Source organism: Bordetella sp. N (assembly GCF_001433395.1).
GTDB lineage: Bacteria > Pseudomonadota > Gammaproteobacteria > Burkholderiales > Burkholderiaceae_B > Bordetella_C.
On the sequence record NZ_CP013111.1, the window covers coordinates 4,221,766 to 4,239,651 of the forward strand.

At 65.7% G+C, this 17,886-nt stretch carries 18 protein-coding genes and 1 riboswitch; of the genes, 7 read left to right on the forward strand and 11 right to left on the reverse strand.

Translation table 11 applies throughout. The features are described 5' to 3' along the window. Positions 1-111: 111 nt before the first annotated feature. From ASB57_RS18055 to ASB57_RS18065, 3 genes are all read right to left on the reverse strand, one after another. Complete coding sequence (locus ASB57_RS18055) at positions 112-969, reverse strand: IclR family transcriptional regulator (RefSeq protein WP_057653480.1); 858 nt, start codon at positions 967-969, stop codon at positions 112-114. Positions 970-1,077: 108 nt separating this feature from the next. Further along, positions 1,078-1,881, reverse strand: a complete 804-nt coding sequence (locus ASB57_RS18060; RefSeq protein ID WP_057653481.1) for a molybdopterin-binding protein — start codon at positions 1,879-1,881, stop codon at positions 1,078-1,080. A 54-nt stretch (positions 1,882-1,935) separates the two neighbouring features. Continuing rightward, on the reverse strand, positions 1,936-2,739 hold the full coding sequence (locus ASB57_RS18065; protein WP_057653482.1) for an EI24 domain-containing protein: 804 nt from the start codon (positions 2,737-2,739) through the stop codon (positions 1,936-1,938). Between the two features lie 67 nt (positions 2,740-2,806). Here ASB57_RS18065 and ASB57_RS18070 point away from each other — a divergent pair, with 67 nt between their 5' ends. Further along, on the forward strand, positions 2,807-3,250 hold the full coding sequence (locus ASB57_RS18070; RefSeq protein ID WP_082621692.1) for a thioredoxin family protein: 444 nt from the start codon (positions 2,807-2,809) through the stop codon (positions 3,248-3,250). Between the two features lie 46 nt (positions 3,251-3,296). Here ASB57_RS18070 and ASB57_RS18075 read toward each other — a convergent pair whose 3' ends face one another. From ASB57_RS18075 to ASB57_RS18085, 3 genes are all read right to left on the reverse strand, one after another. Next, positions 3,297-4,814 carry a DEAD/DEAH box helicase gene (locus ASB57_RS18075; RefSeq protein WP_082621693.1) on the reverse strand — a complete coding sequence of 506 codons (1,518 nt, stop codon included), beginning with the start codon at positions 4,812-4,814 and terminating at the stop codon, positions 3,297-3,299. 178 nt (positions 4,815-4,992) lie between these two features. Beyond that, a complete protein-coding gene (locus ASB57_RS18080; protein ID WP_057653484.1) occupies positions 4,993-5,343 on the reverse strand; it encodes an AzlD domain-containing protein in 351 nt (116 codons plus the stop codon). Continuing rightward, positions 5,343-6,089 (reverse strand): AzlC family ABC transporter permease, encoded by a 747-nt coding sequence (locus ASB57_RS18085; RefSeq protein ID WP_057653485.1) that lies wholly within the window; start codon positions 6,087-6,089, stop codon positions 5,343-5,345. The genes ASB57_RS18080 and ASB57_RS18085 overlap by 1 nt, the downstream gene beginning before the upstream one ends. 152 nt (positions 6,090-6,241) lie before the next feature. Here ASB57_RS18085 and ASB57_RS18090 point away from each other — a divergent pair, with 152 nt between their 5' ends. The 4 genes from ASB57_RS18090 (at position 6,242) to ASB57_RS18105 (ending at position 9,083) form a co-directional block, all read left to right on the forward strand. Further along, the gene (locus ASB57_RS18090; protein WP_057653486.1) at positions 6,242-7,162 is read left to right on the forward strand and encodes a branched-chain amino acid transaminase; all 921 of its coding nucleotides are present in this window, start codon (positions 6,242-6,244) and stop codon (positions 7,160-7,162) included. A 104-nt stretch (positions 7,163-7,266) separates the two neighbouring features. Further along, entirely contained in the window at positions 7,267-7,482 is a 216-nt protein-coding gene (locus ASB57_RS18095) for a zinc-finger domain-containing protein (RefSeq protein ID WP_057653487.1), read from the forward strand. A 62-nt stretch (positions 7,483-7,544) separates the two neighbouring features. Continuing rightward, the gene (locus ASB57_RS18100) at positions 7,545-7,967 is read left to right on the forward strand and encodes a nuclear transport factor 2 family protein (RefSeq protein ID WP_057653488.1); all 423 of its coding nucleotides are present in this window, start codon (positions 7,545-7,547) and stop codon (positions 7,965-7,967) included. 15 nt (positions 7,968-7,982) lie between these two features. Then, positions 7,983-9,083: a YheT family hydrolase gene (locus ASB57_RS18105; protein WP_057653489.1), complete on the forward strand. Its 1,101-nt coding sequence runs from the start codon at positions 7,983-7,985 to the stop codon at positions 9,081-9,083. Between the two features lie 242 nt (positions 9,084-9,325). Here the strand turns inward: ASB57_RS18105 and ASB57_RS18110 are convergent, their stop codons facing one another. Further along, entirely contained in the window at positions 9,326-10,849 is a 1,524-nt protein-coding gene (locus ASB57_RS18110) for a M48 family metalloprotease (RefSeq protein WP_057653490.1), read from the reverse strand. Positions 10,850-10,921: 72 nt separating this feature from the next. Here ASB57_RS18110 and galU point away from each other — a divergent pair, with 72 nt between their 5' ends. After that, positions 10,922-11,767: a UTP--glucose-1-phosphate uridylyltransferase GalU gene (galU, locus tag ASB57_RS18115; RefSeq protein ID WP_057653491.1), complete on the forward strand. Its 846-nt coding sequence runs from the start codon at positions 10,922-10,924 to the stop codon at positions 11,765-11,767. A gap of 52 nt (positions 11,768-11,819) precedes the next feature. Here galU and ASB57_RS18120 read toward each other — a convergent pair whose 3' ends face one another. From ASB57_RS18120 to ASB57_RS18135, 4 genes are all read right to left on the reverse strand, one after another. Further along, on the reverse strand, positions 11,820-12,680 hold the full coding sequence (locus tag ASB57_RS18120; protein WP_057653492.1) for a cytochrome c oxidase assembly protein: 861 nt from the start codon (positions 12,678-12,680) through the stop codon (positions 11,820-11,822). Positions 12,681-12,924: 244 nt separating this feature from the next. Next, positions 12,925-14,040, reverse strand: a complete 1,116-nt coding sequence (locus ASB57_RS18125) for a porin (RefSeq protein ID WP_057656240.1) — start codon at positions 14,038-14,040, stop codon at positions 12,925-12,927. A 109-nt stretch (positions 14,041-14,149) separates the two neighbouring features. Further along, complete coding sequence (locus ASB57_RS18130) at positions 14,150-14,485, reverse strand: hypothetical protein (RefSeq protein WP_057656241.1); 336 nt, start codon at positions 14,483-14,485, stop codon at positions 14,150-14,152. 684 nt (positions 14,486-15,169) lie between these two features. Continuing rightward, entirely contained in the window at positions 15,170-16,180 is a 1,011-nt protein-coding gene (locus tag ASB57_RS18135) for a sodium:calcium antiporter (RefSeq protein ID WP_057653493.1), read from the reverse strand. 9 nt (positions 16,181-16,189) lie between these two features. Further along, positions 16,190-16,401: riboswitch (yybP-ykoY riboswitch) on the reverse strand. 93 nt (positions 16,402-16,494) lie between these two features. Here ASB57_RS18135 and ASB57_RS18140 point away from each other — a divergent pair. Beyond that, positions 16,495-17,877, forward strand: coding sequence for an aminopeptidase P N-terminal domain-containing protein (locus ASB57_RS18140; RefSeq protein ID WP_057653494.1), 1,383 nt, complete (start codon positions 16,495-16,497; stop codon positions 17,875-17,877). Positions 17,878-17,886 lie beyond the last annotated feature (9 nt).

Sequence of the window (17,886 nt, forward strand, 5' to 3'; positions counted from 1 at the left end):
CCTGCGGCCCCTTACCGGGCCGAGTGAAAAGCCCGGCTTGCCGGGCTTTTTTTTTGTCTTGCGAAGAGACGCTTTGTCCAGGCGGAGGGATTTTTGTCCAGGCGGAGGAGCCTAGGCAGCCTGGACGCCGTGCGAGGACAGCGTCAGATCGGACGGGTCGGTGGTCGGCGTCTCGAACCCGAGCGATTCGGAAATCTGCACGGCGGTGTCGCGCAGCTTCTGTATCCACTCGTCCTGCAGGCGCTCCGCGGGCGCGGAGATGGACAGGCCGGCGACCAGCTTGCCGGTGTCGTCATGGATCCCGGCGGCAATGCAGCGCACGCCCAGCTCCAACTCTTCGTTGTCACGCGCATAACCGTGCCGGCGCACCAGCGCGAGTTCGCGTTCCAGCTGATCCAGTTCGGTCAGGCTGTTGCGGGTATGGCCCGCCAGCCCGGTACGCAGCGCGTAGGCGCGCACCTGGCGCGCATCGATGGTGGACAGGAACAGCTTGCCCGTCGACGTCAGGTGCAGCGGCGCGCGGCCACCGATCGCACGCACCACCTGCATGCCGGAGCGTTCGCTCCAGGCGCGGTCGATATAGACGATTTCATCGCCCTGCTGCACGGACAGATTGACGGTCTGGCCCGTCAGGCGATGCAGGGCCCGCATCGGCGACAGCGCGGCTTCGCGCACATTCAAGCGTCCCTTGACCAGCGACCCCAGTTCCAGCAGCCGCATGCCCAGCTGGTAGACACCGTTGTCGACCCGCTCCACATACCGTCCCACGACCAGGTCGTTGAGGATGCGGTGCGCGGTGGACGCATGCAGCCCCGTCGTCGCCGCCAGCTCCTTCAGCGTGACCGGCTCCGGCTGCGCGGCCAAGGCATCGAGCAGGCACATGGCCCGCTCCAGAACCTGGATGGCAATGGTCGTATGGACACCCACCACGGGCGCCGCGCCGGTGCTATCAGTCAAAGAACGCCTCATGGAATCCACACTCTTCTCGCGCGGGGATCACCGCAAAGGGATTTTGCGGCGTCGCAGCATTTTTATGATTCCCGTATTGTGAAATACGAACCGGGTTTTGACAACCGCTTAATCCGGCGTCATCCGTCCCCCGAGGCGCTGTGCCTCCTCCCGCAAATAGGCCAGGGCCTCGGCCGCGGCGGCTGGTTCGCCCTTCACGCCAAGCTCGATGTGGGCACGCTCGCCGCGCTCGCCCACGCTGGGCAGGCTGAAGGCGCGCACCTGCGGCCAGCGGGTCTGCACGGTTTCCATGGCCGGGGTGATGCGCGATTCGGGCAGGCCATAGACCAGGAAGGAATGCTCGGCATGGCTGACCTGGTGGTGCAGGTCCCGATAGCGGTTGTCCAGGGTCCATTCCAGCATGGGCCACGCCATGACCGGGAAGCCGGGGACGAAAGTGTGGTCGCGGATGAAGAAGCCGGGGATGCGGTTATAGGGATTGGGCACGATCTCGCTGCCCTCGGGGAAGACGCCCATCTGCAGGCGCTGTTGATTCTCCGGGGTGCTCATGTCGGCGCTGCCGCGGCCCTCGGCCGCCATGTCGGCGCAGCGCAGGGCAATCTGCTCGGCGGCGTCGGGATGCAGGGCCAGGGGCAGGTCCAGCGCCGCCGCGGCGGCCTGGCGCGTGTGGTCGTCGGGCGTGCCGCCGATACCGCCGCAGGAGAACACGATGTCGCCGGTGGCGAAGCTGAGCCGGTAGGCAGCGACCAGCGCGTCGCGCTCGTCGGACAGGATCTGCGCCCAGGCCAGCTTCAGTCCCCGCGCCGACAGCAGTTCGACGACCTTGGCAAAGTGCTTGTCCTGGCGCCGTCCGGAAAGGATTTCGTCGCCGACGATGATCAGTCCGATGCGCCGCGCGTTAGCAGTCGACATATGTGTTCCCTGAAGATAAAAGCCGAAGATGAGCCGGTCAGTGAAGGACGCCCGTCAGACGTCGATCACGGTGTCCTGCCGCGCCCGTTGTAGCGCATCCAGCCCGTAGTGGGCGAATACCAGGGCGGAAAAGACCGGCAGGAAAACCCAGGCCGGCGGCAGCAGATTGATCAGCGCGCAGATGAAACCCAGCGACCAGAAACCCAGGTTATGCCGCTTCAGCAACACGCGCCGTTCCGTCGGCGTGGCATGTTCGACGATGGCGTCGATACGCATCATCCGTGAAAACGCGAAGGCCCACCAGAAGATGTGCAGCAGCACCGCCATCGGCGGCACCAGCCATAAAGGCAGGGTCAGCACCCAGCCCACGCCGAAGGCCAGACTGACCCACAGGGCGTTCCAGACGCTCACCGCGGTGGCATGGCGGCCCTGCCGGACCACGCCTTTGTATTCGCGTTCACTGACGTGGCGCAGCACCAGCGGCATGACGAACACGGCGGCGATCGCCAGGCCCAGGATGCCGGACACCGGCAACAGGATGGCCGCGGCCATGACCGGCACCAGGTAGAGCTTGAGCGAGAACAGCCCCACGCTGATCATCCAGTTGTCGACGCTGTTGATCACGTTCCATTGCGACGCTTCGTCGCGCAGCCATTCGGTCAAGGGCGCCCAGCCGAACCACAGCAGCAGGATGCAGCCGGCCAGCGCGATCAGGAAAGGCAGCAGGATCGCGAACAGCATGCTGGGGTGGCACTGCGACACGGCCGCGCGCTTGAACGCGCGCGCCACGCCGGCCATGCCGGCGCTGGGCACCGGCGCGGTGGCGCCTGCGGGCACGGGAGACGGATATCTGCTCATAAGGGTCCGATGCGAGGGGCGTGGGAGATCGCGGGTATGATAGGCCAAGCTTTGAACCCTTGCCGACATGTCCGTTCCCTCGACCTCCGCCGCTACCCTGCCCACCCCGGCCAACCTGGCCTGTGAACCGGATGACGCTGCCCTGCGCGAGCGGCTGCGGGATGCGGGTGTCGATCTGGTCGCCTGCTTCTGTGCCGCCTGGTGCGACACCTGCCGGGAATACCGGCCCAAGCTGGACGAGCTGGCGGCGCAATGGCCGGGCATCGCCTTCGCGTGGATAGATATCGAGGATCACGCCGAGCTGCTCGGCGATGAGGACGTGGAGAACTTCCCCACGATCCTGGTCCAGATGGGCGGGCGCACCGTCTTCTACGGACCGATGCTGCCGCATATCGGCCATCTGGAAAGATTGCTGGGCACGCTGGACGCCAATAGCGCGCCGGTGGCGACCGGCCTGCCCGATGTCCGGGCGTTGCTATTGGATGCTGCCAGGCTGAGCCAGCCGGACTGAGCCGGCCCTTTGTAGCACTGTGCGCACTCAGGCGCGGCGATAACCTTCAGGAAGGCTTGCGGCTGCCGCCCAACAGCACGGCCACTTTGCGCTTGGGCGCGTTGTTGCGCTCGTCGGCGCCGGCTTCGGGCTTGGCGGCTTCGGCTTGCAGCGCCGCGGCGCTGGGCTCGTAGGGACGGGAAAAGAAATCGTCCACCGGCGCCCGCGAAGGCGAATTGTTGTAGCGGCTTCGACCAGTCGAACCACGGCTGTCGCGGTCTTCATAGCGGTCACGGCCACTACGGCCGCCATTGCCGCGATCACCGCGATCGCCACGCTCACGACCGAATTCGGGCTCACCGCCGCGGCCATGGCTGCGCGCCAGCAGGTCCGCCGGCACTTCAAGATGACCGCGCGGCACGGCGCGCTTGATCAGCTTTTCGATATCCAGCAGGAATTTTTCCTCGCTGGGCGTGTACAGGGCAATCGCTTCGCCCGACGCACCCGCGCGGCCCGTGCGGCCGATACGGTGCACGTAGTCTTCGGCGTTATAAGGCAGGTCGTAATTGATCACGCAAGGCACGCCGGCCACGTCCAGGCCGCGCGCGGCCACGTCGGTGGCCACCAGCACTTCCAGCTCGCCGGCCTTGAAGGCTTCCAGTGCCTTCATGCGGTCCGCCTGGCTCTTGTCACCGTGGATCGATTCGGCGCGCACGCCGTCCTTTTCCAGCTGGCGCGCAAGGCGTGCAGTGCCGATCTTGGTGTTGGAGAACACGATGACCTGCGTCAGATTGCGCGACTTCACCAGATGCACCACGGCGGCGCGCTTGCCTTCCGAGGTCATCGGATAGGCGATCTGCGTCACCGTGTCGGCGGTGGCGTTACGCCCCGCGACTTCGATTTCCACCGGATCGTTCTGGAAGGAACGCGCCAGCTTGCGAATTTCGTTGCTGAAAGTGGCCGAGAACAGCAGGTTCTGGCGTTGCTTCGGCAGCAGCTTGATGATGCGATCGAGATCCGGCAGGAAGCCCATGTCCAGCATGCGATCCGCCTCGTCGAGGACCAGCACGCCAACCTGGCTCAGGTTGACGTTCTTTTGCTCGACGTGATCCAGCAGGCGGCCGGGCGTGGCCACCAGCACTTCGCAACCATTGCGCAGCGCTTCTTTCTGGGGACCGATGTCGACGCCGCCGAACACCACGGCGGAACGCAGCGGCGTACGGGCGCTGTAGCGCTTGACGTTCTCGAAGACCTGGTCGGCCAGCTCGCGCGTGGGCGTGAGCATCAAGGCCCGCACCGGATGGCGCGCGGGCGAGGCGCTGGAATTGGCCAGCGCCATGAGGCGGTGCAGGATGGGCAGCGTGAACGCGGCCGTCTTGCCCGTGCCGGTCTGCGCGGCGCCCATCACGTCCTTGCCGCCCACGACCACGGGAATCGCTTCCGCCTGGATAGGCGTGGGCGTGGTGTAGCCAGTGTCGGCGATGGACTGCAGCAAAGACGGATGCAGGCCAAAGTCCGAAAAGGTGGGCGCGGGCGCAGCGGCGTCTGCCGGCGTAGGCGCGGCGGTAGAAGAGGAGTCAGTCATTAGGGATAGGCGATACCGGGACACGTGCAAGGCACGAAACTGGCAAAAGGTCAGCCCCGGACTGCTGTGGAATGCGTAATTTTAGCGCAGGTATGCATTTTTGCCGTTTTTTGGGTGCGAGCGGGGGTTGGACCACGCCTGGAGCGGCCCGCCGGACAGCCCTTCAGGGGGCCAGGACCTAGCCCACCAGCCAGCGCAATCCCCACAGGGCCAGCATGCCGCTGATGATCACCAGCACCGCGCTGCGGGTACGGAAATAGACCAGCACCGCCACCACCGCCGCCAGCAGGCGGACGTCGAAACGGGGCCCCTCCCCGGGCGCCCAGGGCAGCACTTCCGGCACGATGATGGCCGTCAGCGCCGCCACCGGCGCGAAGCGCAGGGCGCGGCGCAAGCCGTCCGGCAAGGGCAGATAGTCGCCGAACACGGCGAAACCCGCCCGCGTCACGATGCTGCACAGGGTCAGCAGTGCGATCGCGGCATAGACATAGAACTCGTGCGACGACACGTCCGGCAGCAGGTCCGCCATCAGGTTCTCCTGCGCCAGCGGCGCTCGGCCAGCATGCCGGCGCCGACGCCGACGAGCACGGCCAGGGCCAGGCCCAGCCGCAGAGGCAACACCTGGCCGAACCACGCCACCACGCCGGCGGCCAGCATGGCCACCAGCATGGGCCGCGCGCCGGCCAGGGGAATGGTCACCGCCAGCAAGGCCAGCACGGCGGCGAAATCCAGGGACCAGTTCGCGGGCACCAGGGTGCCCAGATAGATGCCCACGATGGACGCGGACTGCCAGGAGATCCAGCCCGGCGCGATACAGCCGATGAAGAACCAGAGCTGCTCCCGCGTGCCCCGCTCGGACGCCTCGCCATAGCGGGGCATGAACAGGACGAAGCCCATGTCGGTGGTGAAATAGCCCAGCGCAAGGCGGCGCGGCCAGGCCAGATGGCGGATATAGGGATGCAGCGCGGCGCCGAAGATGATGAAACGCAGGTTGACCACGAAGCCGGCGGCGAAAATCAACCACAGCGGGGCGCCGGTGGCGATCAGCGGCAGCGACGTCAATTGGGCCGAGCCGGCATAGAGCAACAGGGTCATGGCCAAGGCCATGGTTTCGGTCAGTCCCGCCTTGACCATGGCTACCCCGGTGACCAGGCCCCACGTGGCCGTGGCGATCAGTGACGGCAGGACGGCGCGCAGCCCCTCCTGCATGGCAGCCAAACGCTCCTGGCGGATCAGCGCGATGTCAGGATCGGAAAAAGCCGGTTCGGAGGACAACGGGCTACCTGTGGGGCAAGAGTTTCGGCCAGAGCCGAATAGGATAGTGGGAGCCAAGCTGGTGCAAGGACTTGAAATATCTGCACCGGAACAGGGCATATTGTAGCCGCGCCAATTGATACAATACGGCCCATTCTTTGTGGAGAGCTACCATGTCGATGGCGGACCGCGATGGTTTCATCTGGTATGACGGCAAGCTGGTGCCCTGGCGCGACGCCACCACCCACGTACTGACCCACTCCCTCCATTACGGCCTGTCGGTCTTCGAAGGCGTGCGCGCCTACAAGACGGACGAAGGCACCGCCATCTTCCGCCTCAAGGAACACACGCGCCGGCTCTTCAACTCGGCGCATATCTATCAGATTCCCATGCCGTTCGACCAGGCCACCGTGGAGGCCGCGCAATGCGAAGTCGTGCGCGCCAACAGCCTGGAGTCCTGCTATCTGCGCCCGCTGGTTTTCTACGGCGCGGAAAAGATGGGCGTGTCGCCCAAGGGCGCCAAGGTGCATGTGGCCATCGCGGCCTGGCCCTGGGGCGCCTACCTGGGCGAAGAGGCCCTGGCTCAAGGCATACGCGTCAAGATTTCCTCCTTCGCCCGCCAGCACGTCAACGTGACCATGCCGCGCGCCAAGGTCGCCACCACTTACGCCAACTCCATCATCGCCAATGCCGAAGCCCTGCAGGACGGCTATGACGAAGCCCTGCTGCTGGACACGGAAGGCTTCGTGGCCGAAGGCGCCGGCGAAAACGTCTTCATCGTGCGCGACGGTGTGCTGTGCGAACCGGAGATCGCTTCGGCGCTGACCGGCATCACCCGCTCCACCATCCACGCGCTGGCCGCCGACCTGGGCATCCCGGTCCGTACCAGCCGCCTGACGCGCGACGACATCTATATTGCCGACGAAGCTTTCTTTACCGGCACCGCCGCCGAAGTGACGCCCATCCGCGAAGTGGACAACCGCACGATCGGCAATGGCCGCCGCGGGCCCGTCACCGAGCGTTTGCAGAAAGCCTTCTTCGACGTCGTCCACGGGCGCGATCCCAAACATAAGGACTGGCTCACCAAGGTCTGACCGGCCGAACGCGAACCCGAACGGCCAGCGCCATCGGCCAACCCAATTCAAACGGGCGCTAACCCGCCCCTCAACCGCTTGCTTCTATTCATTCAGGAAACATCATGACCGCCGCCGCCGCATCCGCTCACCAGCACGAAACCATCGAGGTCGGTGCGGAAGACCTGCCCGTCTTCTGTCCCGGCCCCAAGGCACCGCTGTGGAGCATGCATCCGCGTGTCTTCCTCGACGTGGCCCACACCGGCAGTGCCCGCTGTCCGTACTGCGGTGCCGAGTACAAGGTCAAGCCCGGCACGGTGCTGACCGGCCACGGCCACTGATCACAGACCGGAGCCGGACGACGCGCGCCGCGCGCCCCGCGGCCCATTGTTTTGGATAGCTCATGTTCGCCACGCCCGAAGAAGCTGAACACGCCTTCTACGAAGCCCTGGAGCAGGCCGATGCCGTGCGCCTGATGCAGGTGTGGTCAGACGATGAAGAAATCGTCTGCATCCACCCCGGCGGCTTGCGCGTGATCGGTCACGACGCCGTACAGGATTCCTGGCAACAGATCCTGGCCGCCGGTCCGGTGCGGGTACGGCCGTCGCGGCCGCTGGTCATGCTCAGCATGATGAGCGCCGTCCATGTGCTGATCGAACAGATCCCTACATCCGGACATCCAAATGCGTCGTTCGCCAACTGCTACGTGACGAACATTTATCACAAGGGCCCTACCGGCTGGCGCATGGTCATGCACCATGCCTCGCCGGCGCCCGCCGAGGCTGGCGTGCTTGACCTGCACGACATCCCGGACATGCTGCACTAGACGAACGGAAGCGCATTGGCACACGCTCGCCTGGACACCACGCCCTGCCCTGTCCCCGCCTGGCTGCCTGACGGCCATAGCCAGACCATCTACGCCGCGACGTTGGCGCAGTACCACCGCATCGCCTTCGTGCGCGAACGGGTGGAGACGCCCGACGGCGATTTCGTCGACATCGACTGGACGGGGCCGGGCCTGTTCCCCCACAAGTCGCCCGACAACCAGGGCGGCATCGCGACACCCGCGGTGGCCAGCGCGCCCACCGCGGCGGCCCGCTGGATCAATGAGGCCGACTGGGCTTCGCTGCCGCAGACGCAAGGCACGCCGGCGCTGGTGCTGTTCCACGGGCTGGAAGGCGGCAGCATGAGCCGCTATGCCCAGTCGATCTCCCATCATTTCCGGGCGCGCGGCTGGATCGTGGCCATCGCCCACTTCCGCGGTTGCTCGGGCGTGCCCAATCGTCTGGCGCGGGCGTATTACTCGGGCGACTCGGACGAGGTCGGCTTCATGCTGAACAGCGTGCGCGCCCGCGTGCCGCATGCGCGCTGGCACGCCGCCGGGGTCTCGCTGGGTGGCAATGCCTTGCTCAAGTATGTGGGCGAACAGCAGCATCAGATCGACTGGCTGGCCGCCTGCGCCGGCATTTCGGTGCCGCTGGACCTGGTGGCCGGGGGCAACAGCCTGTCCAAGGGTTTCATCAATCGCCGTATCTACAGCGCCTATTTTCTGCGCACCATGAAGCACAAGGTGCTGGAAAAGGCGCGGCGCTTTCCGGGTTCGATCGACGTGATGCGCATTGCTCACGCGCGTGACCTGCGCGACTTCGACGATGCCTATACCGCGCCCATGCACGGTTTCCGCAATGCCCTGGATTATTGGACGCGGGCGTCCAGCAAGCCATGGCTGGCCAGCGTCAGCGTGCCCACGCTGGTGCTGAACGCGCGCAACGACCCCTTCTTTCCTGAACCGGCGCTCCCAGGCCCGACGGACTGCTCGCCGTCCGTGCTGCTGCACCAGCCCGCCACCGGCGGCCACGCCGGCTTCCCGACGGGCGCCTTCCCCGGCCATCTAGGCTGGCTGCCCCAACGCCTGGGCCGCTTCTTCGAAACGGGCTTATAGGCCCCCCCGTACCGCGCTGCGCGCGGCCCCCCAGGGGGCGACACCGGCGGACCGGAAGGTGGGCCCTCCCCCACGCGCTCCGCGCGCCCCCCTCAAGGGGGCGACACCAGCGGACCGGACGGCAGGCCCTCCCCCACGCGCTGCGCGCGCCCCCTCAAGGGGGCGACACCGGCGGACCGGGGGACCCGGCTCCGCGGTGTCCCCGATGGGGCTGTACCCATGCGCCCAAGGTGTTTTTAAAGTTAGCTCTTGAAGCGTTGGAGCAGGCGGCGTTGCTCTTCCAGGCTGTCGCGGACTTGCTTGATCTGGACGTCGATCTGCGACTGTTCATAGAAGTCCCGCGACAGGTCGCGCGCCTGGCGTAGCTGCGATTCGGCGGCCGGCAAGGCCCCGATGGCCACGTAGTAGCGCGCCATCTCCCGCCGCGCGCCAACCCGGTCGCCAGTACTCTCTTCGCTGTTCGCCAGCAATTGATAGAAGGTCGGCTCGTCCGCCCCCCACTGCTGGATGCGCTCACGCAGGAAGGCCTGCGTGGCCTCGTGGCGCCCGGCGGCCTGCATGGCCCGCACATAGGCCATGCCGATGGCATAGCGGGCGGGATACTTCTTCCACGCGGCCTCGGCCAGGGCCAGGGCGCGCGGCGCATCCTTCTGCGCGAAAGCGATGTCGATGCCCAGCTTGGTCAGCTCCGCCGACGTCCGGCCATCAGCGCCGGCCTGCTCCAGATTCTTCGCCGCGGCAGCCAGGTTGCCCCGCTGCAATTCGGCGTAGGCGATGCCATAGAACGCGGCCGACTGCCGCACCCCGGTGGCGGTGCGCGACTCATCCTGCAACTGCTGCGAGGCCGTGCGCAGGCTTAGCGCATCCTTGCCCTGCACCACCCGCATCTTGGCGCGCAGGTACCAATAATCGTCGCTGTCCGCGTGACGCACGGGCGGCATGCCCCGCACCCGGTTCTGGATGTCGGACATGCGTTCGATAGACAAGGGGTGGGTCGACGCCCACGAGCCGCCACCCGTCCCTTCGTTCAGGCGCGACGCGTTCATCAGGCGCGCGAACATGCGCGACATGCCGGCGGGGTCGAAGCCCGCGCCGCTGAGCATCTGGAAACCGGCGCGATCCGCTTCACGCTCCGCGTCGCGCGAGAAGCCCAGTTGCCGATCGATGGCGGCCGCCTGGCCGAAGGCAGCAATCCCCATGGCCAGATTGCCACCGCCCGCGCCACCGGCCAGGGCCGCCAGCAAGGCCGCGGCCACCGACGCCATCGCGATGGCGCCCGTCTGGCTCTGCTGGGTCATGCCGCGCGCGATGTGACGCTGCACCACGTGGCCGATTTCGTGGGCCAGCACCGCGGCCAGTTCGGACTCGCTGTCCGTGGCGACGATCAGCCCGGTGTTCACCCCGATATAGCCGCCCGGCATGGCAAAGGCGTTGATCTCGGGATCGCGCACGCCGAACAGGTCGATATCCGGCACGTTGCCCGGCGAATATTGCGCAAGTTTGCGCCCCAGAGTGGTCAGATACTGATTCAGCTCGGGGTCACTTATGTACGTAGGATCGCGCCGGCCCTCCGCCATGATGGCCTGGCCAAGCTGCTTTTCGACGTACGGGGAGAGGTCGGCGGCCGATGCGGCCCCCATCGAAGGGAGCCCGACGGGCTGGGCCTGGACGGCCGTGACCCCACTTACCGTCACTGATGCACTAAGCAACAGGATTAACGGCTTGCATACCCAACGAAGTGTCGATGTCTTATCCCAACGTTTCATGCGATTATCATAGCCGAGCCAATCAATTTAACGCTTTCCATTAACAGATCGAATTTCCACTTCGAGGTTCCAATGCGCCCTATCAGAAAAGCCGTATTTCCCGTAGCAGGGATGGGCACCCGTTTCCTGCCGGCCACCAAAGCCATGCCCAAGGAAATGCTGCCGGTTGTTGACAAGCCCCTGATCCAATACGCCGTCGAAGAAGCCGTCGCAGCGGGCATCACGGACCTGATTTTTGTGACCGGGCGCAACAAGCGCGCCATCGAAGATCACTTCGATTCGGCCCCCGAGCTTGAGTCCGATCTGGAAAAGAAGGGCAAGGTAGAGCTGCTGAACATGGTGCGCGGCATCCTGCCGGCCGGTGTCAATTGCATCTACATCCGCCAATCGGCACCGCTGGGTTTGGGTCACGCCGTGCTCACGGCCGCCCCGGCCGTCGGCAACGAGCCCTTTGTCGTGGTGCTGGCCGATGACTTGATCGACGCCGACACCCCCGTCCTGAAGCAGCTGGTCAACACCGCCATCAAGTACGACGGCAGCGTGCTGGGCGTGCAGGACGTGCCGCGCGAAGAGACCAAGAAGTACGGCATCGTGGCCGCCACCCACGTGGACGACCGCACCGAACGCGTCACCCACATCGTCGAGAAGCCCGAACCGGCTGACGCCCCGTCGACCCTGGCGGTGGTGGGCCGTTATGTGCTGGAAGCGGAAATCTTCGATCACCTGCGCTCCACCAAGATGGGCGCCGGCAACGAGATTCAGCTGACCGACGGCATCGCGTCGCTGATGCGCGAGCGCGCGGTCTTCGCGCATCGCTACGAAGGCACCCGCTACGACTGCGGCAACAAGTCCGGTATGTTCCAGGCCACGGTGGCGCTGGGCCGCAAGTACCATGGCCTGACGCCAGACGAAGAGTAAGGATGGGCGGCGGGTCCGCGCAGTTGTGCGGACCTGTTTCTCACTGCGAAGATCACGCGCCCGCCGGGCGCGTGATTTTTTTGCGCGCCGGCCTGCGTCCACGCGGCGGCAGGCGGTGTTTGCCCGACAGGCGCATCAAGGTGCCCAGGGCCACCAACAAGCCGAAGACCTCGACCAGCGCGGCCGGGATCCACATGGTCAGGCCGCCTATGCTCTGGTCCATCAAGGCCGGCATGGCGATGGCGCGGCCGCAGAGTTCGAACAGGGGATAGAGGTCGCGCTCGGTCAAGGCGATGTAAGCCCCCGCTACCATCTGCGGCGCCATCGTGAAGATGGGCGAAAGCACGCGGCCCCCCGGCGACATGGCGGCCGGCGGACTTGGCCGGCGATCCAGCACCAGATTCCAGTAGAGGAAGCCGCTGATGACCACGGACCAGTTCATCACCCGGTAGAGCCGCCAGTCCAGCATGGAATAGAACTGCACGGTGGGCAGCAGCCAGATCAGCACCAGGAAGACGAACAGCGCGGGGATGAAGAACTTGTTGGTCAGGACGGCGATCAGCGCGCGGCCCAGCGGGCCGTCGTTGAAGCGGCTCAACGCTGTGCGCCAGGCCAGCGGCAGGCCGGCGCGCATGGCGGAGCCCGGGTAGGCGGCCATCACCAGCAAGGGGCCAAGATGGTGCAGCACCAGGTGCTGGGCGCGGTGGATGAAGAACATCCGCTCGGCGTAGTAATCCAGGCGGGTGTGCAGGGAGAGGTATAGCAGGACCCAGCCGGTCCAGAACAAGGCCTTGCGGGCGACGGTGACCCGATGCGTGCGCCCGCCGCGGACGAACAGGAACGCGGATGCCAGGAACAGCACCACCAGCGTGGGAGAGAACTCCCAGGGCACCAACCAGTCCAGCCAATCCAAAATGTAGCCCCCCCGTACCGCGCGGAGCGCGGCCCCCCAGGGGGCGCCACCGGCGGACTGGCAAAGCCAGCTCCGCGGTAGCCGCGATAGATGGCATTCAAATGTAGCTCCCCCGTACCGCGCGGAGCGCGGCCCCCCAGGGGGCGCTACTGGCGGACTGGCAAAGCCAGCTCCGCGGTAGCCACGATGGATCGTATTCTTTAGTTGCTGGAATTATATGGGCAGGCAGGCGTGCTCGCTGCCATCAAAAATGATGCTGCATGCCCACCACCACACGGGTGGTGTGCGAGCCGTCCGGATCGAACTGATTATCCAGGGTGTAGTGCGAGGCATAGCCGACGAAGCCGTACAGGCTGGTCCGCGGCGACAGCTCGTGGATATAACCGACCGTGGCCAGCTGCGCGCGCCGGGCCCGCTGGCCGTCATCCCAGCGCCACGAAGGCTGCATGGGCGACCATTGCAGCACGATGCTGTCCTTGCCCACCGGCACGGTCACGCCCAGGAACCAGGCATTTACATGCCCGCCATCGACGAAAGCCTGGGGGCCCGCGTCCACGCCCAGGTCGTCGGGGTCGGAACCGTCCAGGCCTACGTAGCCCTGGCTCTGCCGCGACCAGCCCAGTGCCACCTTGGCGATCTGGAAATCGTAGGCGATCCCCAGCTGCAGGGCGCGCGGCTGCGCATGCGTGGCGACGGTATTGCCCAGCCGCATCTGGTCCCAGGTGGCCACGGCCAGCCAGGGCCCCTGTTCATATTTGAGGCCGGCGCTGAAGGCACGGTTGCTGGCGCTCGCCGCATAGCCCCCCGGCTTGGCGGCGTCGAAGGAATATCCCAGGCCCAGGGCCCAGCCGCCAACGGACGGCGACACGTAATTCACCAGATTGTCGAAACTGAAATTGTCGGATGCCTTGAAGGTGGCGCCCAGACCCATGTCCTTCCAGCCGGCCTGTTCCAGCTGGTTGCCGAAGGCCTGGCCGATGGTGTGCTGGCGGCCAAACGTGACGCGCCCGTAGGCGTCGTTTTCGAAACCCACCCAGGACTGGTAGTTGAACAGCCGGCCGTCCTGATCGTCGGTGCGACCGTTGCTGGGGTTGAAGCCGTTCTCCAACTGGAACAGCGCGCGCCACCCGGCGCCCAGGTCATCCTGCCCGCGCAGTCCCCACACGGAATCGTCTTCGCCGCCATTGACCAGGCCATTGCGCGTGCCGGTGCCCGACACGTGGGTGCTGCCTACCCCAAGGTCGATGAGGCCGTACATGGTGACGGCGGCATCATCGTCAGCGGCATGGGCGGGTGTCGCCAGGACGCCGCTGACCAGGGTACAGGTGGCGGCCGAGGCAAAAAAAACCGCTCCGTGCAAAAACGGAGCGATGGTTATGGCGGACTTCCGCGATGCTTGCTTGAACGACATCGAACGTCGGGGGGTATACAACTCGGCGGCTCCGTAGTGCGCCGCCGAGTGCCTGGCGTCAGGCAAGGGCGGAGCGTTGGTCTCCGAAACGGACAGAACGGATGGCCGGATTGTCGCTCAGCTGCTTGGCCTGAGTCATGAGAACATTCCGCATGTCCGCGGGGCAGTTCACTGTAATGCAGGTCGATGCCATGGTTTTGTCATGACCCTGGTCCACCTGCATCTCGGCGACGCTAAGACCCGCGGCCTTGAAATCCAGGCAGATCTGCTTACGCACGGCGCCCAGCGCTTCGCGTGAACAGACCACGGTCAACCTTGACCTCGCGCGCCGTCCAGCCAACGTCCCCGGCCGATCGACACCGGCACGTCGAAGAAACAAGTCGAATATACGCATGATGACCTCCTCTCGCGCGAGCGGGATGGCAAACGTCAACAACCGGCCTGACCCAGATCTGGCGGGAATCACGCATGCAAAAAGCCGTGCGAGACCCACAGATGGGTAAGGCGGAACTCAGGCGGAAATGGCGCGGAAGAAAATCGTCGCGAGAAGGAAAACGCCAGGCACATGAAAATATGCGCGTGACTTCGCGTACGACTTTTATTAAGACACCGCACCCTGCAGGACAGGGCGCGGCAGAGGTGAATCTGCGTAAACCCTGTCAGGCAGCGACGCCGACACTAGGTCGACTACTACTGTCGCCGGAATCGGTATTCACGTAGCAACCCCTGGATATGAAGAAGTGGCAAGTTTACTCGGGTTTGCCCTGATGAACAAGACTAGCACTGGTTAAAAGTATTGAGAAAACAAGGTTCTACAACGAGTGACATGATGCACAGATGAGGGGCCGCCGCTCCGCGGCGGAGTTTTGGCTGAGGGGGCTCCGCCCCCCTCAAGGCCCCCGTGGCTTCGTGGGCGCGGGTCTCTCTGCCGCGACGGCAAACACTTCGGCAGGTGCGCTGCCGTCGAGGCTCTTCTGCTTACGAGGTAGCCGGCCGGAACCAGACACGCTCCCGACCGCCCCAATGAGACAGCAACCAGCCGTCGTCAGCACAAGGCCGCGCGATCGCGGCCTGATTATTAAATATGCAGGTGCCAGCTGACGTAGCCGGCGAAGATCGCGTACAGGCCGCCGACGGCGGACAGCGCCCGCAGGTTCATGGTCTCGCGGCGGAAGCGCACCCACAGCAGGCCGATGGACAGCATGGTGACCAGGCCGGCGACGATCAGGGTTTCGTCCAGCAGCCAGGGCGTCAGCATGATCCCCATGGCGCTGGGGATGGTCGCCTGGATCATCATGGCGCCGGAAATATTGGCCAGGGCCAGCCGCTCCTTGCCCTGCCGCACCCAGATCAGGGCATTCATGATTTCCGGCAGTTCGGTGGCCACGGGGGCCAGCAACAAGGCCGCCACATGGGGCGTGAGTCCCATCATCACCCCGATGTCCTCGATCTGGCCCACGAACACCCGGGAGGCGCCGGCGATCACCGCCAGGGCCAGCAAGGTCTGCGTGGCGGCCCAGGCCATGGATGGCGCGGGGTCGCGCGGCCGCAGCTTGAGCGGCTCCAGCTCGTCCGCATCGGCGCTCTCGTCATCCGCCAGCAGCTCGCGCCGTACATACAGGCCGTAGGCGGCCAGGAAGGCAAAGCCCAACCAGGGCTTCCAGGCGAAAGCCACCAGACCGATCGCCAGCTTGAAGATGAAAATCCCCATGAACCAGCCCTGATCGCGAGCCAGCTTGCGCTGGTCCGCGTTCATACAGGTCACGCATTCAGCCGCCGGCTGACGTCGACGCTGCCGGATCAGCGAGATGCCCACCACCGCGTAGGCGATGGTCGCCAGCACCAGCGGGCCGCCCATCGCGGCGCCCACGCCGATGTCCTTGTGCTCAGGGGTACCGCCAAACGCCACGGCCATGAAGGTGACGGCACTTTCAGGCAAGGCCGTGCCGAAAGCGGCCAGCACGGTGCCGACGGCGGTCGCGCCCAAATTCAGGCGCTGCCCGACCCATTCGACGCCGTTGACGAAATATTCGCAGGCGAAATAGATGACGGCCGCGGACGCGAAAAACAGTAGAAACGTAGACAACATGAAAGAAACAACAGCCGGACGAGCGGATAGCCAATGGCGCGACGACGCGGCTCGCCCGGCAGGGTAGCGCGTCGTGGCCAAAGGTCTCGCCTGGCTGGGCCACCGTTGACGGGAAAATCCCGTGACGGAAGGCTGCCGTTTACGCCATGGGGTAAGAACCACCAAGTATGTTGACGCAAACTCCTTGGGGATAAGGATGGCTACTCCCCAATGAACACGGCGCGGATTGTATCAGCGCGTTATGACACATCGGAGAAAAAAAGCGGATAAAGTTATCCCCACTCCTTCCTTACGCGTTTCCGCGCGCCAACGACATGAGCCTACCTCCCGCCGATCTCACGCCGTTCATCCAAAGGCGCGAGCGCCTGCAGCAGTACATGCGCTCGCTTGGGGGCGGCATCGCGGTGCTGCCGACCGCGCCCGAAGCGGTGCGCAGCCGCGATTCGGAGTTCCCCTATCGCTTCGACAGCGACTTCTTCTACCTGACCGGCTTCACGGAGCCGGACGCCTGGCTGGTGCTGCTGGCCGGCGAGCGCGACGCCAGCATCCTGTTCTGCCGCGAACGGCATGAAGAGCAGGAAACCTGGACGGGCCACCGCTTCGGTCCCGAAGCCGCCGCGGCGCGCTTCGGTTTCGACGAGGCCTATGCCGTCGACCGCCTCGATACGCTGCTGCCCGCTCTGTTATCGGATCAACCCACCCTGTTCGCGCCCTTGCAGGCCGGCGGCCCCCTGGGCGAGCGCCTGGCCCGCGCCCTGGACACGGCGCGCCAGCAGGCCCGCGGACAGCATCAGACGCCGGCGCGGCAAATCGATCCGCGCCCCCGCCTGGCCGACATGCGGCTGGTCAAGGACGCCAGCGAGATCGCCCTGATGCGCCGCGCCGCCCGCATCTCGGCGGGCGCCCATGCGCGCGCCATGCGCCATGTGCGGCCCGGCATGCATGAGTACGAGATCGAGGCCGAACTGCTGCATGAGTTCAGGCGCCACGGGGCGCAATCGGTCGCCTACGCCAGCATCGTGGCGGCGGGCGCGAATGCGTGCACGCTGCACTACCCCGCCGGTGACGCCGTCCTGCGCGACGGCCAGTTGCTGCTGATCGACGCCGGTTGCGAGTACGACGGCTACGCCGCGGACATCACCCGCACCTTCCCCGTCAATGGACGCTATAGCGGGCCGCAGCGGGCGCTGTACGACCTGACGGTGGCGGCGCAGGATGCGGCGTGCGCGGCCATCCGGCCGGGAGCCGGTTTCAACGACGGCCACGAAGCCGCGGTGCGCGTGCTGGCGCAAGGGATGATCGACGAAGGCCTGTTGCAGGGCTCGCTGGACGGCGTGCTGGAGTCCAAGGCGTACAACCGCTTCTATATGCACCGCACCGGGCATTGGCTGGGGCTGGACGTGCATGACGTGGGGGATTATCGGGAGCCCGCCTTGCCGGACGACGAGGTTGGCTCGGATCGCGCGGATCGCACGGATGGCGCGCGCGAGCGGCCTTGGCGCGTCTTGGAGCGCGGCATGATGCTGACCGTCGAACCGGGCATCTATGTGCGCGGGGCCGCCGACGTGCCGAAGGAATTCTGGGATATCGGCATCCGCACCGAGGACGACGCGCTGGTGACGGAAGAAGGTTGCGAGCTGATCACGCGGGGCGTGCCGGTGCATGCCGGCGAAATCGAAGCGCTGATGCGGGAATGAGCGCGGGCT

Bases quoted from the DNA above. Each gene is read 5' to 3' on its own strand.
- ASB57_RS18055 (WP_057653480.1), bottom strand. From the start codon at position 969: ATGAGGCGTTCTTTGACTGATAGCACCGGCGCGGCGCCCGTGGTGGGT.
- ASB57_RS18060 (WP_057653481.1), bottom strand. From the start codon at position 1,881: ATGTCGACTGCTAACGCGCGGCGCATCGGACTGATCATCGTCGGCGAC.
- ASB57_RS18065 (WP_057653482.1), bottom strand. From the start codon at position 2,739: ATGAGCAGATATCCGTCTCCCGTGCCCGCAGGCGCCACCGCGCCGGTG.
- ASB57_RS18070 (WP_082621692.1), top strand. From the start codon at position 2,807: ATGTCCGTTCCCTCGACCTCCGCCGCTACCCTGCCCACCCCGGCCAAC.
- ASB57_RS18075 (WP_082621693.1), bottom strand. From the start codon at position 4,814: ATGACTGACTCCTCTTCTACCGCCGCGCCTACGCCGGCAGACGCCGCT.
- ASB57_RS18080 (WP_057653484.1), bottom strand. From the start codon at position 5,343: ATGGCGGACCTGCTGCCGGACGTGTCGTCGCACGAGTTCTATGTCTAT.
- ASB57_RS18090 (WP_057653486.1), top strand. From the start codon at position 6,242: ATGTCGATGGCGGACCGCGATGGTTTCATCTGGTATGACGGCAAGCTG.
- ASB57_RS18095 (WP_057653487.1), top strand. From the start codon at position 7,267: ATGACCGCCGCCGCCGCATCCGCTCACCAGCACGAAACCATCGAGGTC.
- ASB57_RS18100 (WP_057653488.1), top strand. From the start codon at position 7,545: ATGTTCGCCACGCCCGAAGAAGCTGAACACGCCTTCTACGAAGCCCTG.
- ASB57_RS18110 (WP_057653490.1), bottom strand. From the start codon at position 10,849: ATGAAACGTTGGGATAAGACATCGACACTTCGTTGGGTATGCAAGCCG.
- galU (WP_057653491.1), top strand. From the start codon at position 10,922: ATGCGCCCTATCAGAAAAGCCGTATTTCCCGTAGCAGGGATGGGCACC.
- ASB57_RS18130 (WP_057656241.1), bottom strand. From the start codon at position 14,485: ATGCGTATATTCGACTTGTTTCTTCGACGTGCCGGTGTCGATCGGCCG.
- ASB57_RS18135 (WP_057653493.1), bottom strand. From the start codon at position 16,180: ATGTTGTCTACGTTTCTACTGTTTTTCGCGTCCGCGGCCGTCATCTAT.
- ASB57_RS18140 (WP_057653494.1), top strand. From the start codon at position 16,495: ATGAGCCTACCTCCCGCCGATCTCACGCCGTTCATCCAAAGGCGCGAG.